Source organism: Streptomyces griseus, assembly GCF_001715295.1.
In the GTDB taxonomy this organism is placed as follows: Bacteria; Actinomycetota; Actinomycetes; order Streptomycetales; family Streptomycetaceae; genus Streptomyces; species Streptomyces griseus_G.
On sequence record NZ_MDKB01000001.1, the window covers coordinates 224,368 to 245,459 of the forward strand.

The window sequence follows — 21,092 nt, forward strand, 5'->3', positions numbered from 1 at the left end:
GCGGGGTCAAGGGCCGAACGGTGCCGGGGCCGGGGTGCCGACCGGTCCCGGCGTCAGGGCACGCTGACGCGTACCGCGGTGACCTTGTACTCGGGGCAGGACGTGACCGTGTCCGCATGGCCGGAGGTGAGCCGGTTCACTCCGCTCGCGGGGAAGTGGAAGGAGCAGAAGACCTGACCGGGGGCCGTCCGTTCGCTGACCCGGGCCACGAGCCGGGCCCGTCCGTGACGGCTCTCCACGGTGACCTCGGCGCCCTCCGGCAGTCCGTAGCGCACGGCGTCGTGGGGGTGGAGGTCGAGGAAGTCGACCGGGTCGAGCTGGAGATTGCCGTCCCGGCGGGTCATGCTGCCGGAGTTGTAGTGGGCCCAGCGCCGCCCGGTGACCAGCACCAGCGGATAGTCGGCGTCGGGTTGTTCGCCGGGTGGGAGGTAAGGGGGCGCGGCAAGGTGGGCCCGCCCGTCCGGCGTGGCGAACCTCTCCGTGTACAGCCTGGCTTCGCCCGGGCGGCCGGGGTCCGGGCAGGGCCACGGGACGGCGCCCTCGCGGTCCAGCCGGTCGTGGGAGAGACCGGCGAAGGCGGGCGCGATCCGTGCGCACTCGGCGAGAGCGTCGGCCGGAGTCGGGCAGCCGAGGTCGACGCCCAGGTGGGAGGCGACGGCCTTGACGACCTCGAAGTCGCTACGGGCCTCTCCCGGCGGGGGGACGGCGGGGCGGACCCGCTGGAACCGTCGGTCGAAGTTGACGAAGGTGCCGTCCTTCTCCAGCCAGGACGCGACCGGAAGTACCACGTCCGCGTGGCGGGCGGTCCCGGAGAGGAACAGTTCGTTGCACACGACGAGCGGGCAGGCGTCCAGCGCCTGCGCCACGCGGTTCGCGTCGGGGTCGGTGGCGCGGACGTCCTCGCCGATCACCCACAGGGCCCGCAGATCCCCGGCCCTGGCCGCGGCGAACATGTCCGGGATCCGCAGACCCGGCCGGTCCGGGACCGGTACGCCCCACACCGCCTCGGCCCGGGACCGTGCGGCCGGGTCGGTGACCCTGCCGTAGCCGGGCAGGAGGTCGGGCAGCGCGCCCATGTCGGAGGCGCCCTGGACGTTGTTCTGGCCACGCAGCGGATTGACCCCGTATCCGCGGTCGGTGCCCACGGCGCCCCGGAGGATCGCCAGGTTGGCCAGCGACCTCACCCCGTCCGTGCCGTGCAGGTGTTCGGTGACGCCCAGACCGTAGACGATCGCCGGACGTGCGGAGCGGCCGTAGAGCCGGGCGGCGGCGACCAGATCCGCGGCGGGCACCCCCGTGATGTCCGCGACCCGGCCGGGCGGGTAGTCGTCCAGCAGTTCGGTGAGCTCCGGCAGACCGGCGGCACGCTCGCGCAGGAACGCCTCGTCGGCCAGTCCTTCGGACAGCAGGATGTGGGCGAGCCCGTGGAAGAGCGCGACGTTGGTGCCGGGGCGGGGCCGCAGATGCACGTCGGCGTGCCGGGCGAGGCCGACGCTACGGGGATCGGCGACGATCAGCTTCGCCCCGTGCAGTACGCGTCCGAGCAGTCGCGCCCCGACCACCGGATGTGCTTCGGCGGGGTTGGCCCCGACCACCAGCAGGCAGTCGGCCCGCTCCACGTCGTCGAAGCTGTCGGTCCCGCCGGAGAGGCCGAAGGAGGCGGTCAGACCGGCCGCGGACGGGGAGTGGCAGAGGCGCGAGCAGTTGTCCACGTTGTTCGTGCCGATGACCACCCGCATGAACTTCTGGACGAGGTAGTTCTCCTCGTCGGTGGCACGGGCCGAGGAGATCGCCGCCACGGCGTCCGGCCCGCCGGCGTCGACGGCCGCGCGCAGCCCCCGGGCGATGTGGCCGAGGGCCTCGTCCCAGCCGACCGGCTCCAGGGCGCCGCCGCGTCGCACGAGGGGCCGGGTGAGCCGTTCGGGGGAGGTGAGGAATCCGTGGGCGAAGCGCCCCTTGACGCATGCGTGCCCCTGGTTGACGGGGCCGTCCCGGGCGGGCAGGACCGCCGTCACCTCGCCGTCGCGGGTGACCACGTCCAGCGCGCACCCCACCCCGCAGTAACCGCACGTGGTGCGCGTCCGGGCCTCCGCCGGGGGCATCCCGGAGGTGAGCCCGCGCGCCGGACCCGGCTCGGTGATCGCCCCGGTGGGACACGTGTCGACGCAGCCGCCGCATGCCACACAGTCCGACTCGGCCCAGGGGCCGCCGGTACCCGGGGCCACGACGGTGTCGGCGCCCCGCCCCACCAGCGTGAGGGCGAAGGTGCCCTGCACCTCGGCGCACATACGGACACACCGGCCGCAGGCGATGCACAGGTCCCGGTCGAGGTGGACGTACGGGTGGGAGTCGTCCCCGCCCCGGCCCCCGGTGCCGCGGGCCGCGTCGGGGCCGATCCCCATCGACCGGCAGACATGCGCCAGCTCGCTCGGCGTGCCGTCGGCGAGGGCGCGGGACGGCAGCGCGGAGACGAGCACCTCCACCGCCTCCCGGCGCAGCTGCCGGAGGTCGTCGGTGGCGGTATCGACACGGGCGCCGGGCGCGGCCGGGGTCACACACGCCGCCGCGATCCTCCCGTCGGCCCGCACCAGGCACGTACGGCACGATCCGGCCGGGCTGAGCCGGTCGTCGGAGCAGAGCGCGGGCAACTCCGCTCCGGCCGCCCGCACCGCCGCCAGCAGCGAGATCCCCTCGGGCACGGTCACGCCCGAGCCGTCCACCTCGATCTCGATCCCGCTCACGAGGCCCACCCCGTCGGCCGGTCCCCGTAGGCGCGGGCAAGACTGCGGACGGCAGGGGGGATGCGCCGTCCGAAGGCGCACAGGCTCGCCTCGGCCAGGACGCGCGACAGCCGCTGCCACTCCGCCCCCGGTGGCGTGCCGGCGGCGGCCAGTTCCAGGCCCCGCCGGGAACCCACGCGGCAGGGCGAACACGCGCCGCAACTCTCCGCGGCGGCGAACTGCCAGACGTGCCGCATGACGTCCTCCGGAGCCACGCGTCCGTCGAAGGCGACCAGGCCGGCGTGGCCGAGGGCGGCCCCCCGGGCGGCGAGGTCGGCCGTGGTGAGCGGGACATCCAGCGCGTCGCGGGCGAGGAAGCCGCCCAGCGGCCCGCCGACCTGGACCACGACCGGCTCCGTGCCGTCCTTCAGGCCGCCACCGAGCTCCGTGACGATCCGGTCGACAGGGGTACCGAGCTCGACCTCGTACGCGCCGGGCCGGGCGAACCGCTCCGACAGGCAGACCAGTTTCGTCCCGGTCTCGTCGGGTGTCCCGCGCTGGGCGTACGCCGCACCTCCCCGGGAGACGATCCAGGGGACAGCCGCCAGTGTCTCGACGTTGTTCACCACCGTCGGCGCGTTCCACAGACCCTGCGCGGTCGGGTAGGGCGGGCGCGGCCGGGCGCAGCCCCGGTCCCCCTCCAAGCCGGCGATCAGGGCCGTCTCCTCACCGGCCACGTACGACCCGGCGCCCTCCACCACCCGTACGTCCAGGGCCGTGGCCGTACCGTGCACGGCCGCGCCGAAATGCCCGTCCGCGTAGGCACGCGCGACCGCCTCCCGCAAGCGCGCCAGCGCCCGCGGATACTCCGAGCGCACGAGCACCACGGCCTGCCGGGCCCCGCACGCGAAGCAGGCCAGAGCCAGGCCCTCCAGCACCCGCTCCGGATCCGCCTCCATGAGCAGCCGGTCGGCGTAGGAGCCCGGGTCCCCCTCGTCCCCGTTGACCACCACCACGGTGCCCGTTGCCCGGCCGGCCGCCTCCCACTTCGCGGCCACCCGGAAGCCGGCGCCGCCCCGGCCCCGCAGCCCGGACGCGGCCACCTCCGTCCACACCGCGTCGGGAGAGCCCGCCGTCACCGTCCGCGGCCAGACCTGCCAGGCGGGCTCACCTGCCGACACGCCGGCCAGCAGTACGGGGTCACCGGTGTCGTCGGCCACCGGGATCTCCGCCGCCCGCGGAGGTTCGCGGCCCGTGAGCTGGTCGGCCAGTGCCGGGCCGGTGCAGGGTGTGCCGCCGTCGAGCGCCGCAGGACCCGCGTAGCAGTACCCGAGACAGCGCACGGTCTGCAGCGACGTCTCCCCGTCCGGCGATACCGTGTCCGCCGCGACGCCCAGCGCGTGCTCCACATCGGTCAGGTGGCGGCCGCCCTGAGCGGCGAAGCACGCCGTCGCCGAGCAGACCCGGACGTGACGGCGGCCGTGCGGGGCTTCGAGATCCGCGTAGTAGCGGGCCGGTCCGAGGGCGGCGGCAGCGGGCAGGCCCACCGAGGCGGCGACCGCCGGAGCCCATCTCTCCGGACTGCCCGCCGTCCGGCCCCTGGCTTCGGCCAGCAGCTCGAGCAGCCGGTCTCCCGGCCGCCCTCTCCGGTCGGCGAGGGCCCGAAACGCATCGAATCGGTCCGCAGGACCCAGGGGAATCATGACCTCATCGTGGCGACAGACGTACGGGGCCGCATCCCGGCACCGCCGGGTGCGCGACTCCCGGAACCAGGACCGCTCGGGCCTGGGGGATCGCGCCCAGGGGGTGCTGCGGACGCGCCGCGCCGGCCGTTCGCCGGTGCCGTCGGTGGACTCGGCCGATCAGGCCTCAGGGGCCGGAGCGGGGCCCCGGCCCGCCCGTCGGCGGGCCGTCAGGCTGCGGGGGCCGGTCGCGTACGGCACGGCCGATCTCCTCGGCCCAGGCGTCGACCGAGGGCCAGTCACGGTAGTCGCCGTAGCGCAGGCCCATCGCCCGGAACCTCATGCGCCCGGTGGTCGGCAGGTGCTCGGGTGCGATCACGCCGGAGAACAGACGGTGATCGCGTGGACTCAGCCGCTCGATCAGATCGCCGACCACATGGTCCGACTCCTGGGGGGCCAGCGCTTTCCACGGACCACGCAGGGCAGCGGGCATCCCCACACTGAAGAGCCACACGTCCCGCCGCGCGAGGAGTCCGGCGTTCCGGAGTACGAACGTCCGTGCCTCGGGAAGCCAGGCCATGCCGTGCACGGCACTGCCCACGACGAACACGTCGTACGCGCCCGGATCGCTGACGGCCTCCACGGGGAGCACGTCGGTCCGCACGCGGCCCCGCTCCTCCAGGCGCCCGGCGATGTGCTCGGCGATGCTCCGGGTCGAGCCGTGGACACCGGCGAACGCCACGAGCACGCGGACGGCGTCGCCGCGTCGCGACGGCTCGGGTGCGGTGGTCATGTCCGCCAGTGTTGTCCACGGCCCTCCCGTCCGCGACCTGTCGCACGTACCCGGACGGATCCGGGTTGACCGGGTGGTTCCGGGTGTGTGTCCGTGGAGCCCTGCCCGACCGTCCCGTACGGGTCGTCATGCATGCCCCGCATGCCCCGGACGACGACCCACCCGGCTCCCGCCGGCGCCGTAGCTCTCCTTCGCGCGGTGCACGTGCCGGTGCACGGGCCCCCTCGTGAGTTCAGGGGACCGGGTGCCGTGGCCCGGCCGCCTGCCGGGGACGGACGTCTCCAGGCCGGCCGGCCCCAGGTGAGGCCCGGTGGTACGGGGGAGGGGCCGAACGGGGCCGTCGAGGACCCGGTCGGGCCCCCACGGTCTCTGTCCCGGCTCGTACAGTGGAACGGGACGATATATCCCGTTCGACCACGTATTTGGTCCTTCGCAGGCGCTGAGGTGTCGTGGAAAGGGGAGAACGCGGTGGCAGCTCCGATGACGCCTGTGGCCCGGCCCGAGCGGCTGCACGGCCGGGAGGCGGAGTGGGACAGGCTTGTGGCGTTCGTGGACGATCCGCGGCCCGGACCCGCGATCGGTATCGTCACCGGCCCCCACGGCCATGGCAAATCGTTCCTGCTGCGCGCGCTGGCCCGAGCGACGGGCGGCTTCTACTTCGGTGGGCAGCCGGCGGCCGAGGCGGAGACGTTGCGGTCCGTCGCCCGCGAGTACGCGAGCCACGCGCACCTGGCACGGCCGCCCCACTGGACGGGGTGGAGAGAAGCGCTTCTCGCGATGGCGGCGACGGGCAGCGGTCCGGCGACGGTCCTCGTCCTGGACGGGCTGCCCGAACTGGTACGGCAGAGCCCCGGCCTCCCCGCCGCCATCAGTGACGTGTGCCGGTCGCTGCGACGCGGTCCGGCGGACTCGGCCCCGCTCCGGCTCGTACTCTGCGGCAGTACGACGCCGGTGATGAAGAGGCTGCTCAGCGCCTCCACCACGTGGGTCGACGACGTGCTGGAGGTCGCGCCCCTGGACTTCCGGCGGGCGAGGGAACTGTGGGGGATCGGGAACCGTCCGCTCGCACTGCGCGTGCACGCCGTCGTCGGCAGCAGTCCGGCCTTCCGCTTCGACCCCGCCGGGGACCGGCCCCCCCAGACTGCCGACGACTTCGATCCCTGGATCTGCCGGAACGTGCTCACCCCGCGGCTGCCCCTGTTCTGGAAGGCGACCCACCTGCTGGACGGGGTGACGGACACCTGGGACCTCGCCGCCTGCCACTCCACCGTGGCCGCCGTCGCGTCCGGCCGCACCATGCCCGGTGAGATAGCCGACTGGCTCGACCGGCCGGCCACCGACGTACCGCACATCCTTGCCCACCTCACCGAACGCGGCCTGATCAGCGGGGAGCCCGACGCCTTCCACCCCGGCCTGGTCCACTACCGCGTCAGCGAACCGCTGCTCGCCTTCGACCATGCCGTCATCCGTCCGAACCGCTTCCGGCTCGCGGACGCGGACGACACGGAGATCGAAAGGATCTGGCAGGACGCGCGCCCCACCTTCGAACGCGGCGTGGCAGGACCGCACTTCGCGCAGATCTGCCGGGAATGGGCGGCACGCTTCGCCCCTGCCGGGACTTTCGGCGCCGCACCGGCGTCCGTGCTGTCGGGTTCGCTGCCCCACACTCCCGGCCATCCCACAGGCGTCGACGTCGTCGTGCGCGGTCGCGGCGACGGCCGCCCGGGACCGCTGCTGTCCCTCGGGGTGGCCAGGTGGACCGATCCCGTGTCCACCACCGACCTCGAACGGCTGCGCGTCTCTCTGGTGGACCTTGCCGAGCTCGGTGAGGACATCGGCCGGACGCGCCTCGCCTGTTACGGAGCGGCCGGGTTCAGCCCGGGACTGAGGAACGCCGAGGCGGACGGTGAGGTGCTCCTCGTGTCACCCGAGGAGCTCTACGACTCACCCGAGGAGCTCTACGACGACGGGACGTGACCACGCACCGTGGAGGAAGGAGCACATCCGTGACCAAGAAGAAGGGGACCCGCGCGCGGAAGACCGGGGCAGAGGTCCGGCCCGGCCCACGGGAGAGTCCGGGCGACGTGCTGCCCGCGCGGAGTGCGAAGGCGTACACGCCGGACAAGATGATCAGAACGCATCCCCGGCGACCGGTGTCCACGGTCCCGGTGAGCGCACTGTTTCTCTGACGTCCGGTACCGCGCCGGAGAAGGCGGACGCCGGCCGACCGGGGTGTGAGCGCCGAACGAACGAAGCAGTTTCGCCCGCGGTCACACCCCGCGCCCGTGCGTGCCGCCGGAAGGCGGACCGGGTGGCTCCTCCAGGACGCTCCAGGCGACCGGGCCGAGCAGGTCGGCCAGCCGCCGGAACACGTCCATGAGCATGTCGTCCACCGTCAGGACGCCCACGACCCGCGGTCCGTCCACCACCGGCAGACGGCGGATGCCCGACGTGCGGAAGATCCGGTAGGCCCGGTGGATGTCGTCGGTGACGTTCACCGTGATCACCGGCGAGGTCATCACCGTGTCGACCGCCTCGTCCACGTCGAGTCCTCCGGCAAGAGCACCCACGGCGAGGTCCCGGTCGGTGACGATGCCGCGGAGGGTCCCGCCCTCCGTGACCACCACGGAACCGACCCCGTACGTGGCCATCTCCTGGGCCACCTGTTTCAGCGGTGTCCTGGTGGGCACGGACACCGCCGGACTGCTCATCGCCTCGGCGATCTTCATCGGCCGGTCCCGGTCGCCCCGGCACGGCAGTGGTCCGGCCGGCGGACGGGTGCCGCGGACCGCCGGTTCCCTTCTCCCGGGGCGTACGGCGGAACGCCCTTCGGCCCTTGGGCCGGTACGCGGACGGCCGGGGCCGGGATCTCCACGCGGGGATCCGGGACGCGCGTTCTTCGACGCTCGTGCGGGACGACGTAGGCGGTCATGACGGGTCGCCTTTCCGGTGGTGGTAGCGGGTGTTGTCCCCCGTGGAGGCGGGAGCTGTGTCTTCCGGGGACGGCGCGCCGCTTCCGTGTACGGGCGGCCGCTGTTCGCACCGGTCCGGTTCAGTCATGGGGGACGACGGCCACGGGACAGCGGACGTGGTGCAGGGAGGCCTGGGCCACGGGGCCGAGGCGCGATGCGAGTGGGGGACGGTGGTGCCTGCGACGGCCGACGACCAGGAGGCCGGACCCCTCGGCGGCGCGCACGACGGCCTCGGCGGGGCTTTCCAGCCTCACGGTCTCGGACAGCTCCACGCCGGGGAACCGCTCGCGCCATGGTCCGAGTACCTGCCTCAGCCGCTGCGCCGCCTCGTCCGTGATCTCCTGTGCCACCTCGTCGTCCACACCCGAGGGGGTGCGCGCCCGGATCGGCAGGCTCCGGCCGTGGACGGCCAGGAGACGCCCGCCGCGCGCCGCTGCGGCGTGGCAGGCGAAGGCGAGCACCTCGTCGCACGGACCGTGCAGTTTCAGGGCGACCACCACGTTGCCCCGCGTGGGTGACGGCTCCCTCCCGGGTGCTTCGGGGCGGACCAGGACCACGGGCCGCGAGGCCCGTGCCACGACGGCCATGCTGACGGAGCCGAGGAAGTAACTCTCGGCGGGGGTCAGCCCACGGGAGCCGAGCACGGTGAGCTCGGACTCCGATGCCGACCTCAGCAGGGCGCTCTCCGCGTCGTCGGCGACCAGGCTGTCGACGACGACGAGGCCCGGGTGGCCGGTCCGCAGTTCCGCCCGCGCCTGGTGCACGAGCCGCGTCGCCCAGTAGTTCTGGTCGATCTCCGAGGGGACGCGGGTGGGCTCGGGCGCCAGTGCGGGCCAGGCGTGGAGCAGCCGGAGACCGGCATGGCGGCGTTCGGCCTCGTCGGCGGCCCAGTGGGCGGCGGCGAGGCTTTCGGCCGAGCCGTCGAGGCCGACCGTGACGACTGGCTCCATGGAGAGGCCTCCGTCTCGTACGACGCCGGGATGGACGGACACGCGGACGCGGGCACCCAGGGCTGGAGCGCAGCGCTTCCGTCCTCCGAGGAGTACCCCAGATCCTCCCGCCGTGCATGCGGGCCCCGAGGACGTGCAGGCCGGGCACGCGCGGACGGCGTGGCCCGTCGACGCGTACTCGCCACGACGCGGCGCCGCTCGGCGTGGTACCGGCCCAGGTACATGCGAACGTCATCGGTTACGTGCCCGGACCGGCCGCGGTCTCCGTAGCATGTCCATGGTCGTGGTGTGATCTCGGAGGGGTGTCACGGTGGCAGGTGACGTCTGGGGACCGGTCCTGTCGCTCGCGGGCGTCGTGCTCGGGGGCGGGCTGACGGCGTTTGCCCAGCGTGCCACTCAGCGGTCCGCCGAGCGGACCGAGCAGCGCAGGCAGGCTGTGGCCGCAGCGGAGAGCCGTCGGGCGGAACAGCTGCAGGTGCTCAAGGAGTTCGTCGCGAAGGCGCAGGAGGCCGAGCGGGTCGCTTACAGCCGCCCTGAGCCGTGGGGCGATGACGAGAACGGCTGGATGACGGGCGCCGGGCCCGTCATGACCGCGCTGTGGACGGCATCGGGCAATGTGATGCTGTTGTGCGACGAAGCGCTGCACGAGCCCGTCCGCCTCTACGGGTACGCGCTCAACCAGGCGGTGTGGCGAGACATCGGCGACACAGAGGTGAACGAGCACCTCGAGTCGCACAAGTCCGCGTTCATGGCCGCAGCGCGCAGATGTCTGGCCTCCGGCTGACGGGGCGCGCAGCGAAGCGGGAGCACCACGTCGTGACCGACGAGGCGGGGCCGTAGCGGTTGACAGAGCAGTGTTGCCGGGTCGACCGAACAAGAAGACACGCCACAACGGGACGCACGTGAGCAAGCACTGACTGAAGGGACATCGTGATGGCGGTTCTTCCGGAGACAGAGGCCCTGTTGGGCGAACCCAGGTTCAACTGGGCGGATCCGGCTCCCTGGACCGCGCTCCAGCGGGAACTCGGCCGGGAGTTCCCCTCGGACTTCCGTGAGATCGTCGACGCCTACGGCTCGGTCTCGATCAACGGGCAGTTGTATCTGAAGCATCCCGCCGGCCATCTTCTGCACAGCCTGGGAGCGATGATCAGGAGGGACCTCGAGCTCTGGCGCGAGGAGGACATGCGGGAGTTCCTTCCCGGTCCGGTGGGGTCCGGCCCCGGGGAGCTGATGCCGGTGGCCACGGCGACGACGGGCGAGGCGGTCTTCCTCCGGGTGCCCGACGACGCCGCGTCGCCGTGGCGGGTCCTTGTCCAGGAGTTCGACAGTCCGGCGTGGACCCTCTACGAGATGACGTTCGGCGCATGGTTTCTCGCCTATCTCCGGGGGGAGGACGTGACGCTGTGTTCCCGCAACCTCGCGCCTGACGGCCCGTTCTACGAGTCCCTGTCCTGAGGAGGAACGCGGTGGCGCGGAGACGGCCGCGGGTTTGTCGTCCGGTGCCCACCCGCGGCGGCGCGCCGGCACGCCGGGCGATCAGTCCCGGAGGGAGTCCAGCCAGGCGGTCAGGAGGCGGTTGACCGTCTCCGGGCGTTCCTGCTGGATCCAGTGGCCGCAGCCGTCGATGATGTGCGAGGAGACCAGGCCGGGGAGCGTGTCCGGGTACGCGTCGATGGCGTCGGCCATCCAGGTCGTGGAGGCGTCCGAACCGCCGCCGATGAACAGGGAGGGCTGCTCGATCGGGGCGCCGGTGTAGCCGGCGAGGTCCTCCCAGTCGCGGTCCATGGCACGGTAGCGGTTGAGGGCCCCGGTCATCCCGGTGCGCTCGAACTCCGCGGCGTACACGTCGAGATCGTCCTCGGTCAGCCAGGCCGGAAGCGGGCCGGCCGGAAAACGGTCGCGCAGCCGTCCCGTCCCCCGGTCCACGAAGTGCGGGTCGGGCTCGCCGGGGCCCGGCATGGTGTCGGCGGACAACGCGGAGAAGAAGCCCGCGAGCCACCCCCGGACGTCGGGTTCCATCTCGGCCTCGGCGCGGCCGGGCTCCTGGAAGTAGGACACGTAGAACTCCTGCTCGGGGCCTCCGATGCGGGAGAAGAGGTCGCTGGGGCGGGGGCCGCCGGGCGGCGCGTAGGGGACGCTCAGCAGGCCGGCCGCGCGGAAGACGCCGGGGTGGAGCAGGGCCGAGGTGGCCGCGATGTTCGATCCCCAGTCGTGCCCGATGATCACGGCCCGGTCCTCGCCGAGGGCGCGTACCAGGGCGACGTTGTCCGCCACCAGGTCGAGCATGCGGTACTCGTGCGTCGCGGCGGGCCTGGAGGAGCGGCCGTAGCCGCGCACGTCCGGCGCGACTGCCCGGTACCCCGCCGCGGCGAGGGCCGGGAGCTGATGGCGCCAGGAGTACCAGGACTCGGGGAAGCCGTGCACGAGCAGGATCAGTGGCCCGGTGCCCTGCTCGACCAGGTGCAGCCGCCCGGCCGGCGCTTCGACGGTGCGGTGACGCAGGTCGGCGGAGGGCGTGGGCTGGGGCATGGTTCTCTCCTCGGGTTCCGGTGTGGCCGTGCTGGCACACCGATACTGCGCTGCGGCGGCCGGCCGGCGCGACAAGCCTTGCCGGCCTGGCAAACTGGCAGGACAGGAGCGTGGCGGCGGCGGTCGCGGGAAGGGAGGCGGGGTGACCTGTGAGGAACGACGGCGTGGCGGACGCGCTGGCCATGATGGCGCCGCGGCTGAGGGCCGCGCGCGAGCGCCGCGGTGACTCGCTGACCGCCGTGAGCCGTGCGACCGGCATCTCCCTCAGCACGCTGTCCCGGATCGAGACCGGCCGCCGTACGCCGACTCTGGAGGTGCTGCTGCGGCTGACGCGGGCGTACGGACTCTCCCTGGACGAGCTGGTCGGCGACGCCCCCACCGGGGGGACGGCAGCCCCGTCCGCAGAAGGGAACAGGCCGGCCCCGCCCGCCCGGCGGGGGCGCGGCGACGGCAAGGCGGTCCTCCCGCTGACCCGCTACGTCGGGGGCCTGCACGCCCACAAACACGTCCTCCCGCCCGTGGACGGACCGCCGACGCGGCCACGCCAGGTCGTCCACGACGGGTACGAGTGGCTGTGCGTGCTGTACGGGCGGCTCCGGCTGGCGCTCGGCGAGCAGGACGTCGTCCTCTCCGCGGGCGAGGTGGCCGAGTTCGACACGCGCACCCCCCACGGGGTGGCGAACGCCGGTTCCGGGGAGCCGGTCGAGTACCTCATCATGTTCGGACCGCAGGGCGAACGCCTGCGCCCGCGCATCCCCCCGGCCGGATGAGGCGGCGAACCCGCCGGGGGAGGCCGCCGCACCCCGTACGGCCGGACGTCCGTGCCGGGCGCGGCCGCTCGGCACGGGGCGTGTCGCAGGCGGTGCGCCGGGCGGCGGGCGGCGCCGTGCGCGGCACCACCGGCACGGTGACCGTGCCGGCCACGGACGCGACGTGACGGAGTCGCCGCGTGTCCTGCGTGCCCTCCTTCTGCCAGGTCCCGGGGGCGGTCATCCCCTCCTGGCGGAGGCCTGCGCCGGGGAGCGGGCCACCCGGCACGGCGGCTCGCACGGGTGTTCATTGACATGAACAGAAATCACATACGCATCCATTGACGTGTGCACCTCATGCGCCTACCGTCCTGAAAGGGCGTTAGAAAGCGCTTGCCCCGTATCGCGGTGAGGTATTCCACCATCCACCTGTTCAAGGACCGGAACAGGTGGGCGGTCGCATCCGGGGCTGCGGAAGGAAGGGAGGACCGGCCCCCGTGTGCCGGCCTGAGAGTGCCACCCGGGCACTCACCGAGCGAACCCGTGCCGGACGCAACCCCGTCCACGGGTGCGCTTCCCGCCCTCGCTTCCCGGATTCGCCTCTCCCCCCCACCGGTCGGACGGATCAACCCGCCTGACCGGACGGATCAACCGACCTGGAGACGAACGATGCAGAAGACCAAGCCCGTCCTCGCGTGCGCCGGCCTGCTGGCCGGCTCGCTCCTCACCCTGTCCGTCACCATGGCCCAGGCCGTGCCGTCCCCGCAGGGAGCCGAAGCGCAGGCGACCGCCGCCGCCCTGTACGTGGCCCCCGGCGGCACCGACGGCGCGGCGGGTACCGATTCCGACCCGACCACGCTGTCCTCCGCCATCAGCCGTGTCGCGCCCGGCGGGACGATTTACCTCCGCGGCGGGACCTACTCCTCGTCCGGCACCGTCACCATCCCTCCGGGCAACGACGGAACGCCGAGCGCCCGTACGACGCTCTCCGCCTACCCGGGCGAGAGGCCGGTCCTGGACTTCTCGGCCATGGCGGAGGCCCCGGCCAACCGCGGGCTGGCCGTGAACGGAACGTACTGGCACGTCAAGGGCATCGTCGTGCAGCACGCGGGCGACAACGGGATCTTCGTGGGAGGCAGCCACAACGTCATCGAACGGGTCGTGACGCGCTTCAACCACGACTCCGGCCTGCAGATCTCGCGGATCGCCTCCGACACGCCCCACGACCGGTGGCCGGCCGACAACCTCATCCTGAGCTCGGAGTCCCACGACAACGCCGACTCCGACGGGGAGGACGCCGACGGCTTCGCCGCCAAGCTCACCTCGGGACCCGGGAACGTCTTCCGCCATACCGTGTCCCACCACAACATCGACGACGGCTGGGACCTCTACACCAAGTCGGAGACCGGTCCCATCGGCCCGGTGACCATCGAGGACTCCCTCTCCTACGACAACGGCACCCTCTCGGACGGCACCGTGAACCCGGACGGCGACCGCAACGGCTACAAGCTCGGCGGCGACGGCATCAAGGTGGACCACGTCGTCCGGCGCAACATCGCCTACAACAACGGCCACCACGGATTCACCTACAACAGCAATCCCGGCTCGATGAAGGTCTCGGACAACGTCGGCATCGACAACGCCGAGCGCAACTTCTCCTTCGACAAGGGCACGTCGGTCTTCCGCGACAACGTCTCGTGCCGCGCCGGCGACGGGTCCAACGACAAGACCGTGGGCGACGCCGACGGTTCCAACCAGTTCTGGACCGGCTCGAACGGTCCGGCCTGCTCCGCCTACGCGGGCGCGCTGGACTGGGCCTTCGCCGCGGACGGCTCCCTCGTCGTGAGCTTCGGTGGTACCAGGGTGACGCCGTAGCGAACCGCCGCACCCCCCGGCGCAGGCGTCGGGGGGTGCGTCCAGCTGCCGGAGAGGCGCCCCCGGACAGCGGTGCCGCGGCCCGTACGGGCGCCCTGCGAAGCCGGTGCCTGGCGGCTTCACGGCAGGGGAGGCTCCTGCGGCACCACGCGCATGCCCAGCCCCCGCACCCGGTAGATACAGGTGTCGTCGCCCCACAGCGACGCGTCCGCCACGGCATAGGGCCCCCGCGTGTCCCTACCGCTCTCCACGATGTCCATGTCCACCCGGATCAGCCGGTTGGCCGGGGTGATCTGGCCGCGGTACGTCCAGACCGTCTCGCGGCCCGGCAGCACGGGCTCGAACCGGGGACGGGGGACGCCGTCGGCCGCGCCGGTCTCCAGCAGGTGGTACTGGAGCAGCTGGCACATGGCCTCGATCCCCAACGAGCCGGGTTGCACCGGGTCCTGGAAGAAGTGCGCCCGGAAGAACCAGGCGTCCGGCCGGACGTCCTTCTCCGACCGCAGCCTACCGAGACCCGCGCCGCCCCCGTCCGGCCAGTGACCCGTGATCCGGTCCAGCATCAGCAGCATCGGACCGGGCAGGCGCGGCTCCCCGGTGCAGTAGCGGGCGGGACGGGTGGTCAGATCGACGGTGTGGCCGCAGGGTTCGCCGAGCCTGGCCCGGCCGTCCGCCGGCACCGTGAGCCCCTGCTGGTCCTCGAAGGCCGACCGGGGGAAGTAGCCGAAGACCGTGGAGAGCGAGAACACGGGTGCGCCGTCGGCGGTGCACCTCACCCGGAACGACTCGATGATCACGTCCTCACTGCTCGACACGCTCGTCAGCTCGGCCGTGGTGCGGACCGTGCGCGTGGCAGGGGTGATCTCGCCGGTGACCGTCCCCGACCCGTCGAGATTGCGGAACAGCAGGTCGGCCTCGCTCGTCAGCGCGCTGCCCACGTACGACGCCAGCCATCCGCAGGGCTGCAGCGCGACCTCCATGAGAACGGCGAACGGCATGGTGCGGCCACCGCTCTGCTCGAAGTACCACGCCCCGGCGGGCACGTCGTACTCGGCGACGACGATGCTGCCCTCCCGCATCCCGCCCTGCGGCCCGTCCACCGACACGATCCGGCTCATGAAGTGGTACGGAGGGCCGGGGAGCCGGGCCACCCTGCGGATACCGTCGAACGGCTCGTACATGGCACCGAACGCCTCGCTCGGCCTTCCCCAGGCGCATGCCAGCAGTGAGGCGTGGTCGAAGCGGAACCCGTCGGCCGCCACGGCCACCGGCTTCTCCTCCCGGTGCTCCGCCGGCCCGCCGAGCGGCGGGAGCGGCACCGGCACTCCGCCGGCCTGGACGGCGGGCGGGCCCGTGTGCCGCCAGTGCGCGAGGGGCCAGTCGGGAACCAGCCGGAGTGCCATGTCGCGGCCCAGGAACGCCTTCGCCCCGTCCACCGAGCCGAGGACGTCGGCGTGGAGCGTCGGCACCGGGCCGGCCGAGACACCGCGTACGAACACCTCGTAGACGACCCGCCGGTTCTCCGGCGTCGCCTGACCCCGGCAGATCGCCCGGGAGGGGTGCCCACCGACCGGTTCGAAGCGCCAGCCGTCCCGGTCGACGGTGAAGCCCATGGCCGTCAGGTAGAACGCCATCGCCTGGGCGCCGCCCTGGAGCATCAGGGTGCCCGGCATGCACGGGTCGTTCTTGAAGTGGCCGGTGAAGAACCAGTCGTCCGGGGACAACGCCGTCTCGGCGCGGAGATATCCCCGGCCCCACGGCCCCCCGGCCGGGTCGAACGCGGTGACCTCGTCCAGCAGCCTCAGGCGTTCCTCGTCGAGACGCGGCGAGCGGACATGGGCCGCCGTCGCCTCGAAGCCGGGGCCGAAACAGTCCGCGGGCCGCCCCTGCGCCAGGGCCCGCATCCGGTCCGCGCCGAAACGGGTCCGTTCGCAGCGCACGGCCGGCGGGTCGAGCGGCAGGCCGTCGCCGGGTGCGTGCTCGGCGGGATCCCAGCGGACACCGCCGCTGCGGGCGAGTTCCGCGGGGGTGAAGAACCCGGCCTGACCGTCGCGGACACTGAGCCGCAGCTCGCCGTCCACACGGCAGTCGTAGTGGAAGAAGGCCAGCCGGACACCGTCGGCCTCCGCGTGGCCGTCGACGTGGATCTCGAAGCACAGGGTCTCGCCGGGCTGCGGCGGGGCGCCGTGGAACGTCACCTCGCAACCGAGCAGCCGGTAGGCGCGCTCGCCCCGGTTGAGGAGGTCGACGCCGAGCCAGCTGAGCAGCAGCAGGTCGGCCTGGCCCGCCTCGATCAGCAGGCCGGCCGGCATGCGGCCCGCGGAGTCCAGGTACCAGCTGCCGGGCAGGACGTCGGTCTCCGTCCAGATCCTCCCGTCCGTGCGGACCGGACCCGGCAGGGTGAGGGCCGCGGGCACGGCGTCGATGCCGGTGACCCGGTCGGCGAAGAGCATGGGCGGCTCGGGCATGCGCGTCTGCACCGGGTATCCGTCCTGCTCGGCGAAGCGGGGACCGAACAGGGCGGAGATCTCGTGGGAGGCGAGGTACTCCAGTTGGGCACGGTCGAAGGACGGCCCGGGCTTCGTGTCCGACGCCGGCGCGGCTCCGGCCTGCGTCGGTCGCGCGTACGCCGATTCCGCGTGTGCCGCCGCCGCCCGGGGGGCGGGCGGCGGGAGGACCGGGCGCGGGGGCCCGGCGGCCGGAGGGGGTGCGGCCGGGCCGGGCGGCCGTACGGTGCCGGGCCCGGTACGGCCGACGGCCGTCAGCGCCGTGACCGCCAGCGCGGACATCCGCAGGAACCGCTCATGGGCCTCTACGTGCGCGGCCATGACCTCCTGGTGCAGCGCGGCGACGCGCAGACTCTGCCGGGCGACCGCGCCCCTGACCCCTGTCGCCGCGGGCCTCGGGGCGACTTCGGCCAACGGCAGGGACGGCTGTCCCCCAGCACCCGGGGAGGGTGCGGCGGCGCGGCCGGGCTCGTGGCCCGCGGGGGCGGGGAGCCGGTCCGCTGCGGTGGTGGAACGGGCGGGCGGGACGGCACCCCGGGCCGGTACCGGGGCCAGTTCAGGCGCCCGGGGCAGGACGGTCACAGCGGGCTCCAAGGGCGGCAGGCGCGGAGAAGGGGGTACGGGAACGGTGACGGCGGGACCGGGACGCGGCAGCTCCGTCGCCGCCCCGGCGAGCCGGGCGAGCAACTCCTCGACCTGCACCGGCACTCCGGCGACGACGAGTTCCGCGACCGCGAGGCACAGCTGCCGCAGCCCGGTGTCCCCCGGGGCGTCCAGCGCGACGGCCACATGCTCCCGGTCGCCGAGCACCCGCTTGATCCAGCCGGTGCACAGCCTGCGCGGGCCGTGCTCCACGAAGACCCGGACACCGTCCGCCCACGCCCGCTCGACGGTGGCCGCGAAATCGATCGTGCCGAGCCCCTGAGCGGTGAGCGCCTCGGCGGCCCGCTCGGCGGTCGGCCGGTACGCCTGTCCGGTGGCCCCGCTGTAGAACCGGACCCCGGGCACGTCGGCGGTGGGACGGTGGTGGGTCTCGCGCCACACCTCCCGGACCTCCGCCAACTCCGGGGCGTGGGCCGCCATGTCGTAGTCCAGCAGGATCGCCCGGTCGGAGCCGATCCGGGCCACGACGGCCGCGCACGCACGGGCCTCCCCACCGACCACGCAGACATCCGGCGCGTTCACCGCCATCAGATGCACCGCGGACTCGGCGGCGAGCTCGGCCCGGACGGCGTCCAGGGGCGCGTTCACCAGATAGCTCGACCACCGGGACCCCTGGATGCCCCGCCGCTTCCAGTAGCGCCGCACCGCCCGCAGTTCACCCGTGAGTTCGGTCGTGAACAGACCGCTGTCCCGGGTTGCCCGGTACAGTCCCGTGACGTCCGGCCAGGCCCCCAGCGCGACCAGCGCGGTCGACTCGCCCGAGGAGTACCCGAGCGCGGCGTCCGGCCGCAGCCCGAGCACCTCGCGGCTGAACACGGTGTGGAAGACGGCCAGTTCGGCGGCGGCCCAGATCTGGCCGAGCACCCCCGGCTCCGTCCGGGACCGCAACCGGGTGCCGATCGCCCGGTGCCCCTCCCGGACGGCCTCGCCCAGGGACGGCAGGGCCAGCAGCAACTCGTGGCCCATTCCCGGGTACACGGCCGAGCCGTTCGTGTACACGAAGGCGGTCTGCCCGGCGACCGGCCGGTCCCGGTACCGCACACCGGCGGGGCGGGCCCCACCCTCCGCCAGCCAGCGACGGGCCGCTTCCCGCCGGCCGGCGACCGAGGCGCCGCCGTCGACGACGAGGGCCAGCCGGGCCGGACCGGCCGAGGACTCCGTACCGGCGGCCAGCGCGGCCAGCACCTCCCGGCGGTCGGCCCCGGAGAAGACGTGCAGACGCGGAGCGGGGCCCCGCAGCCACGGCAGCGCGTCGCCCGCGCGCAGCCGTACGTCCACGGGGGGCCCGCCGAGCGGTGCGGCCACGGCCCGAGCGGTGCGGGCGACGGCCGCGGGGTCCGCGGGCCCGCCCGTACGGGGGACCGAGCGGTGCTGGAGCGACAGCGCCGCGGCCGCGACGGAGACCAGCCCGGAGGCGGCGTGGGCACGACCGAAGGACGACGCCGGGTCGAACACCGCGTCGGGACCGTCACCGATGACCATGTCGGGCTCCCCGGTGCCCTCCTCGTCCAGCAGGGCGATGACCGTGTCGCCGTCCCGGCGAGCGGTGTCCAGGGACTTGAGGACGAGGACGACCGCCGCGTCCCCGGGCTCGTCCTCGCGTCCGAGCTCCCGCATTGCGGCCCGGTGGACCGCCTCGCACGACAGGTCGGTGGCCCCGACCACAGCGGCGTCGGCCTCCCCCGACCGGACGGCCCTCGCCCCGAGTTCCAGCGCGAGCGGCCCGGACGCCTCCTCCGCGGAGACCGTGAACCCGGGGCCCGCCAGATCCAGCTGGGTGCTGATCCGGTTCGCCGCCAGGTTCGGCATGCTGCCCACCACCCCCTCCGCCGTCATGGGCGGGGTGAACGCCTCCCGCGCGCGTTCCGCCGGCGGTACGGTGACGGCCGCCGCCCGGGCCTGCTCCAGCCAGTACGGAACCCGCCAGCGGGCACCCGCGCGGGCCACCTCCGGATCCACCCCCGTACCGATGACCACCACGGTCCGCTCGCGGGGCAGACTCACCGTCCGTACGGCCTCCCGGGCGGCCTCCAGCACCAGGAGCTGATGACGCACGGTCCGCTCCAGGGACAGCGGCGGGAAGCACAGGTCCGCGAGTTCCACGTCGATCTTCGTGACGGGACCGCGCCGTTCACCGCCCAGTACCGCCCGGCGGAAGTCCTCGGCGGACGCGCCCTCGCCGACCCGCGCACCGACCGCGACGATCGCCACCGGTACGGGCGAGCCCGGCCCGCCGGGAGCCGGACCCCGGGCAGGGGCGGCCGGCCCGCCCCTGCACACGGCCGGCCCCGGGCCGTGCCCCGGCCGGCGCACGGCGGACGGGAGACCGGCGTCCGCGGGCTCGACGATCACGTGGGCGTTGGTCCCGCCGAACCCGAAGGCGCTCACGGCCGCCCTGCGCGGCCCCGTCCACTCCTCCGCGGCCGTGAGCACCCGCAACGGCGTGCCCGACAGCGCGTCCAGTGGCCGTTGCGCGCCCAGCGTCGCCGGACGGATCCCCGCCCGCAGCGCACCGAGCACCTTCAGCAGCCCGGCCACGCCTGCCGCGGCCAGCAGGTGGCCGACGTTCGACTTCGCCGAGCCGATGGGCACGTCGTCGCCGGCCCCGAAGACCTGGGCCATGCCACGCACCTCGACCGCGTCACCGACCGGAGTTCCCGTCGCATGGCACTCGACGAGCGACACCGACTCGGGAGCGACGCCCGCCATGGCGTACGCCAGGCGCATGGCCCGGACCTGACCCTCCTGCGAGGGGCTGATCAGTCCGGAGCCGCGCCCGTCGTTGGAGAGGCCCACCCCGCGGATGACGCCGAGCACGAGCAGCCCGGCGGCGCGCGCCTCGGCCAGCCTCATCAGGGCGACGAACCCGGCGCCCTCCCCGTGCACCAGCCCGTCCGCGTCCCGGTGGAAGGGGCGACTGCGTCCGGTGCGGCTCGTCGCGGACAGCCCGCAGAAGCCCACGTGGAGGTAGAGGGGATCGGGGCGGCTCACCGCACCGGCCACCATCAGGTCGGCCGTGCCGTCGTGCAGCCGGTCGCACGCCAGCTTGACCGCGTACAGCGAGGAGGCGCAGGCGGCGTCCAGGGACCAGGCCCCCGCGCCGAGCCCGAGCGCCCGGGCCGCGAGCCGGGCGGGCAGCCCGGAGGAGAAGCGGTTGCGGGCGTCGGGGCGCGTACGGCGCCCACCCGTCAGCAGGGCGGTGTCGAGCGGGGGCCGCTGCGCGGACAGCCAGACGTGTTCGGCGAAGAGCGCCCCGGCCGCCGTGGGGTACGACAGGTTCCCCAGCACCAGCCCTCCGCGCGGCAGGGGGCCGGTGCGGCCCGCTTCGGCGAGCGCTTGACGCGCCCCGTACAGGGCCCAGTGGAAGAGCGGGTCCAGGGAGGAGATCCGCTCCGGGGCGATGTGGAAGCCGCTCGGATCGAAGACGGACTCGAACCCCTCGACGTAACCGCCGACATCGGTCCAGGTGCGGTCGAGGTGGTCGTCCACCGAGCCCATGGCCCAGCGGTGCGGCAGCCGCCACCGGTCCGCGGGGGCGGCCGACAGACTGGTGCGGCCGGCGGCGATGTTCTCCCAGAACGTGTCCGGGTCCAGCGCACCGGGCAGCACACAGCCCCGGCCGACGACGGCGATCGGTTCGAAGGTCATGCGG

At 73.8% G+C, this 21,092-nt stretch carries 12 protein-coding genes; 5 read left to right on the plus strand and 7 right to left on the minus strand.

Features of this window, described 5'->3' with window-relative positions:
- Window positions 1–53: 53 nt before the first annotated feature.
- The 3 genes from fdhF to BA175_RS00915 all read right to left on the minus strand — a co-directional run bounded on the left by fdhF (window position 54) and on the right by BA175_RS00915 (window position 5,195).
- Entirely contained in the window at window positions 54–2,741 is a 2,688-nt protein-coding gene (gene fdhF, locus BA175_RS00905; protein ID WP_107407519.1) for a formate dehydrogenase subunit alpha, read from the minus strand.
- Window positions 2,738–4,423 (minus strand): NAD(P)H-dependent oxidoreductase subunit E, encoded by a 1,686-nt coding sequence (locus BA175_RS00910; RefSeq protein ID WP_069169240.1) that lies wholly within the window; start codon window positions 4,421–4,423, stop codon window positions 2,738–2,740. The genes fdhF and BA175_RS00910 overlap by 4 nt, the downstream gene beginning before the upstream one ends.
- Window positions 4,424–4,589: 166 nt before the next feature.
- Entirely contained in the window at window positions 4,590–5,195 is a 606-nt protein-coding gene (locus BA175_RS00915) for a flavodoxin domain-containing protein (protein WP_069169241.1), read from the minus strand.
- Between the two features lie 468 nt (window positions 5,196–5,663).
- Between BA175_RS00915 and BA175_RS00920 the strand changes: the two genes are divergently transcribed.
- Window positions 5,664–7,172, plus strand: a complete 1,509-nt coding sequence (locus BA175_RS00920; protein WP_254667785.1) for an AAA family ATPase — start codon at window positions 5,664–5,666, stop codon at window positions 7,170–7,172.
- 293 nt (window positions 7,173–7,465) lie between these two features.
- Here the strand turns inward: BA175_RS00920 and BA175_RS00930 are convergent, their stop codons facing one another.
- Together BA175_RS00930 and BA175_RS00935 are read right to left on the minus strand one after the other, a co-directional pair.
- Complete coding sequence (locus tag BA175_RS00930; protein WP_069169244.1) at window positions 7,466–7,924, minus strand: CBS domain-containing protein; 459 nt, start codon at window positions 7,922–7,924, stop codon at window positions 7,466–7,468.
- A gap of 323 nt (window positions 7,925–8,247) precedes the next feature.
- A complete protein-coding gene (locus BA175_RS00935; protein WP_069169245.1) occupies window positions 8,248–9,117 on the minus strand; it encodes a universal stress protein in 870 nt (289 codons plus the stop codon).
- 310 nt (window positions 9,118–9,427) lie between these two features.
- Here BA175_RS00935 and BA175_RS00940 point away from each other — a divergent pair, with 310 nt between their 5' ends.
- Both BA175_RS00940 and BA175_RS00945 read left to right on the plus strand, forming a co-directional pair.
- On the plus strand, window positions 9,428–9,901 hold the full coding sequence (locus BA175_RS00940) for a hypothetical protein (RefSeq protein WP_069169246.1): 474 nt from the start codon (window positions 9,428–9,430) through the stop codon (window positions 9,899–9,901).
- A gap of 179 nt (window positions 9,902–10,080) precedes the next feature.
- Window positions 10,081–10,572, plus strand: coding sequence for an SMI1/KNR4 family protein (locus tag BA175_RS00945; RefSeq protein WP_254667786.1), 492 nt, complete (start codon window positions 10,081–10,083; stop codon window positions 10,570–10,572).
- Window positions 10,573–10,653: 81 nt separating this feature from the next.
- Here BA175_RS00945 and BA175_RS00950 read toward each other — a convergent pair whose 3' ends face one another.
- Window positions 10,654–11,646, minus strand: a complete 993-nt coding sequence (locus BA175_RS00950; RefSeq protein WP_069169248.1) for an alpha/beta fold hydrolase — start codon at window positions 11,644–11,646, stop codon at window positions 10,654–10,656.
- A gap of 149 nt (window positions 11,647–11,795) precedes the next feature.
- On the opposite strand from BA175_RS00950, the gene BA175_RS00955 reads away from it, so the two are divergent.
- Entirely contained in the window at window positions 11,796–12,416 is a 621-nt protein-coding gene (locus BA175_RS00955) for a helix-turn-helix domain-containing protein (protein WP_438947301.1), read from the plus strand.
- 648 nt (window positions 12,417–13,064) lie between these two features.
- Entirely contained in the window at window positions 13,065–14,270 is a 1,206-nt protein-coding gene (locus BA175_RS00960) for a right-handed parallel beta-helix repeat-containing protein (protein ID WP_069169249.1), read from the plus strand.
- Between the two features lie 119 nt (window positions 14,271–14,389).
- Here the strand turns inward: BA175_RS00960 and BA175_RS00965 are convergent, their stop codons facing one another.
- Window positions 14,390–21,088: a beta-ketoacyl synthase N-terminal-like domain-containing protein gene (locus tag BA175_RS00965; RefSeq protein ID WP_069169250.1), complete on the minus strand. Its 6,699-nt coding sequence runs from the start codon at window positions 21,086–21,088 to the stop codon at window positions 14,390–14,392.
- Window positions 21,089–21,092: the final 4 nt, after the last annotated feature.

Excerpts from the sequence above, each read along its gene's own strand:
- BA175_RS00910 (WP_069169240.1), bottom strand. The coding sequence starts at position 4,423 with ATGATTCCCCTGGGTCCTGCGGACCGATTCGATGCGTTTCGGGCCCTC.
- BA175_RS00915 (WP_069169241.1), bottom strand. The coding sequence starts at position 5,195 with ATGACCACCGCACCCGAGCCGTCGCGACGCGGCGACGCCGTCCGCGTG.
- BA175_RS00930 (WP_069169244.1), bottom strand. The coding sequence starts at position 7,924 with ATGAAGATCGCCGAGGCGATGAGCAGTCCGGCGGTGTCCGTGCCCACC.
- BA175_RS00935 (WP_069169245.1), bottom strand. The coding sequence starts at position 9,117 with ATGGAGCCAGTCGTCACGGTCGGCCTCGACGGCTCGGCCGAAAGCCTC.
- BA175_RS00950 (WP_069169248.1), bottom strand. The coding sequence starts at position 11,646 with ATGCCCCAGCCCACGCCCTCCGCCGACCTGCGTCACCGCACCGTCGAA.
- BA175_RS00960 (WP_069169249.1), top strand. The coding sequence starts at position 13,065 with ATGCAGAAGACCAAGCCCGTCCTCGCGTGCGCCGGCCTGCTGGCCGGC.
- BA175_RS00965 (WP_069169250.1), bottom strand. The coding sequence starts at position 21,088 with ATGACCTTCGAACCGATCGCCGTCGTCGGCCGGGGCTGTGTGCTGCCC.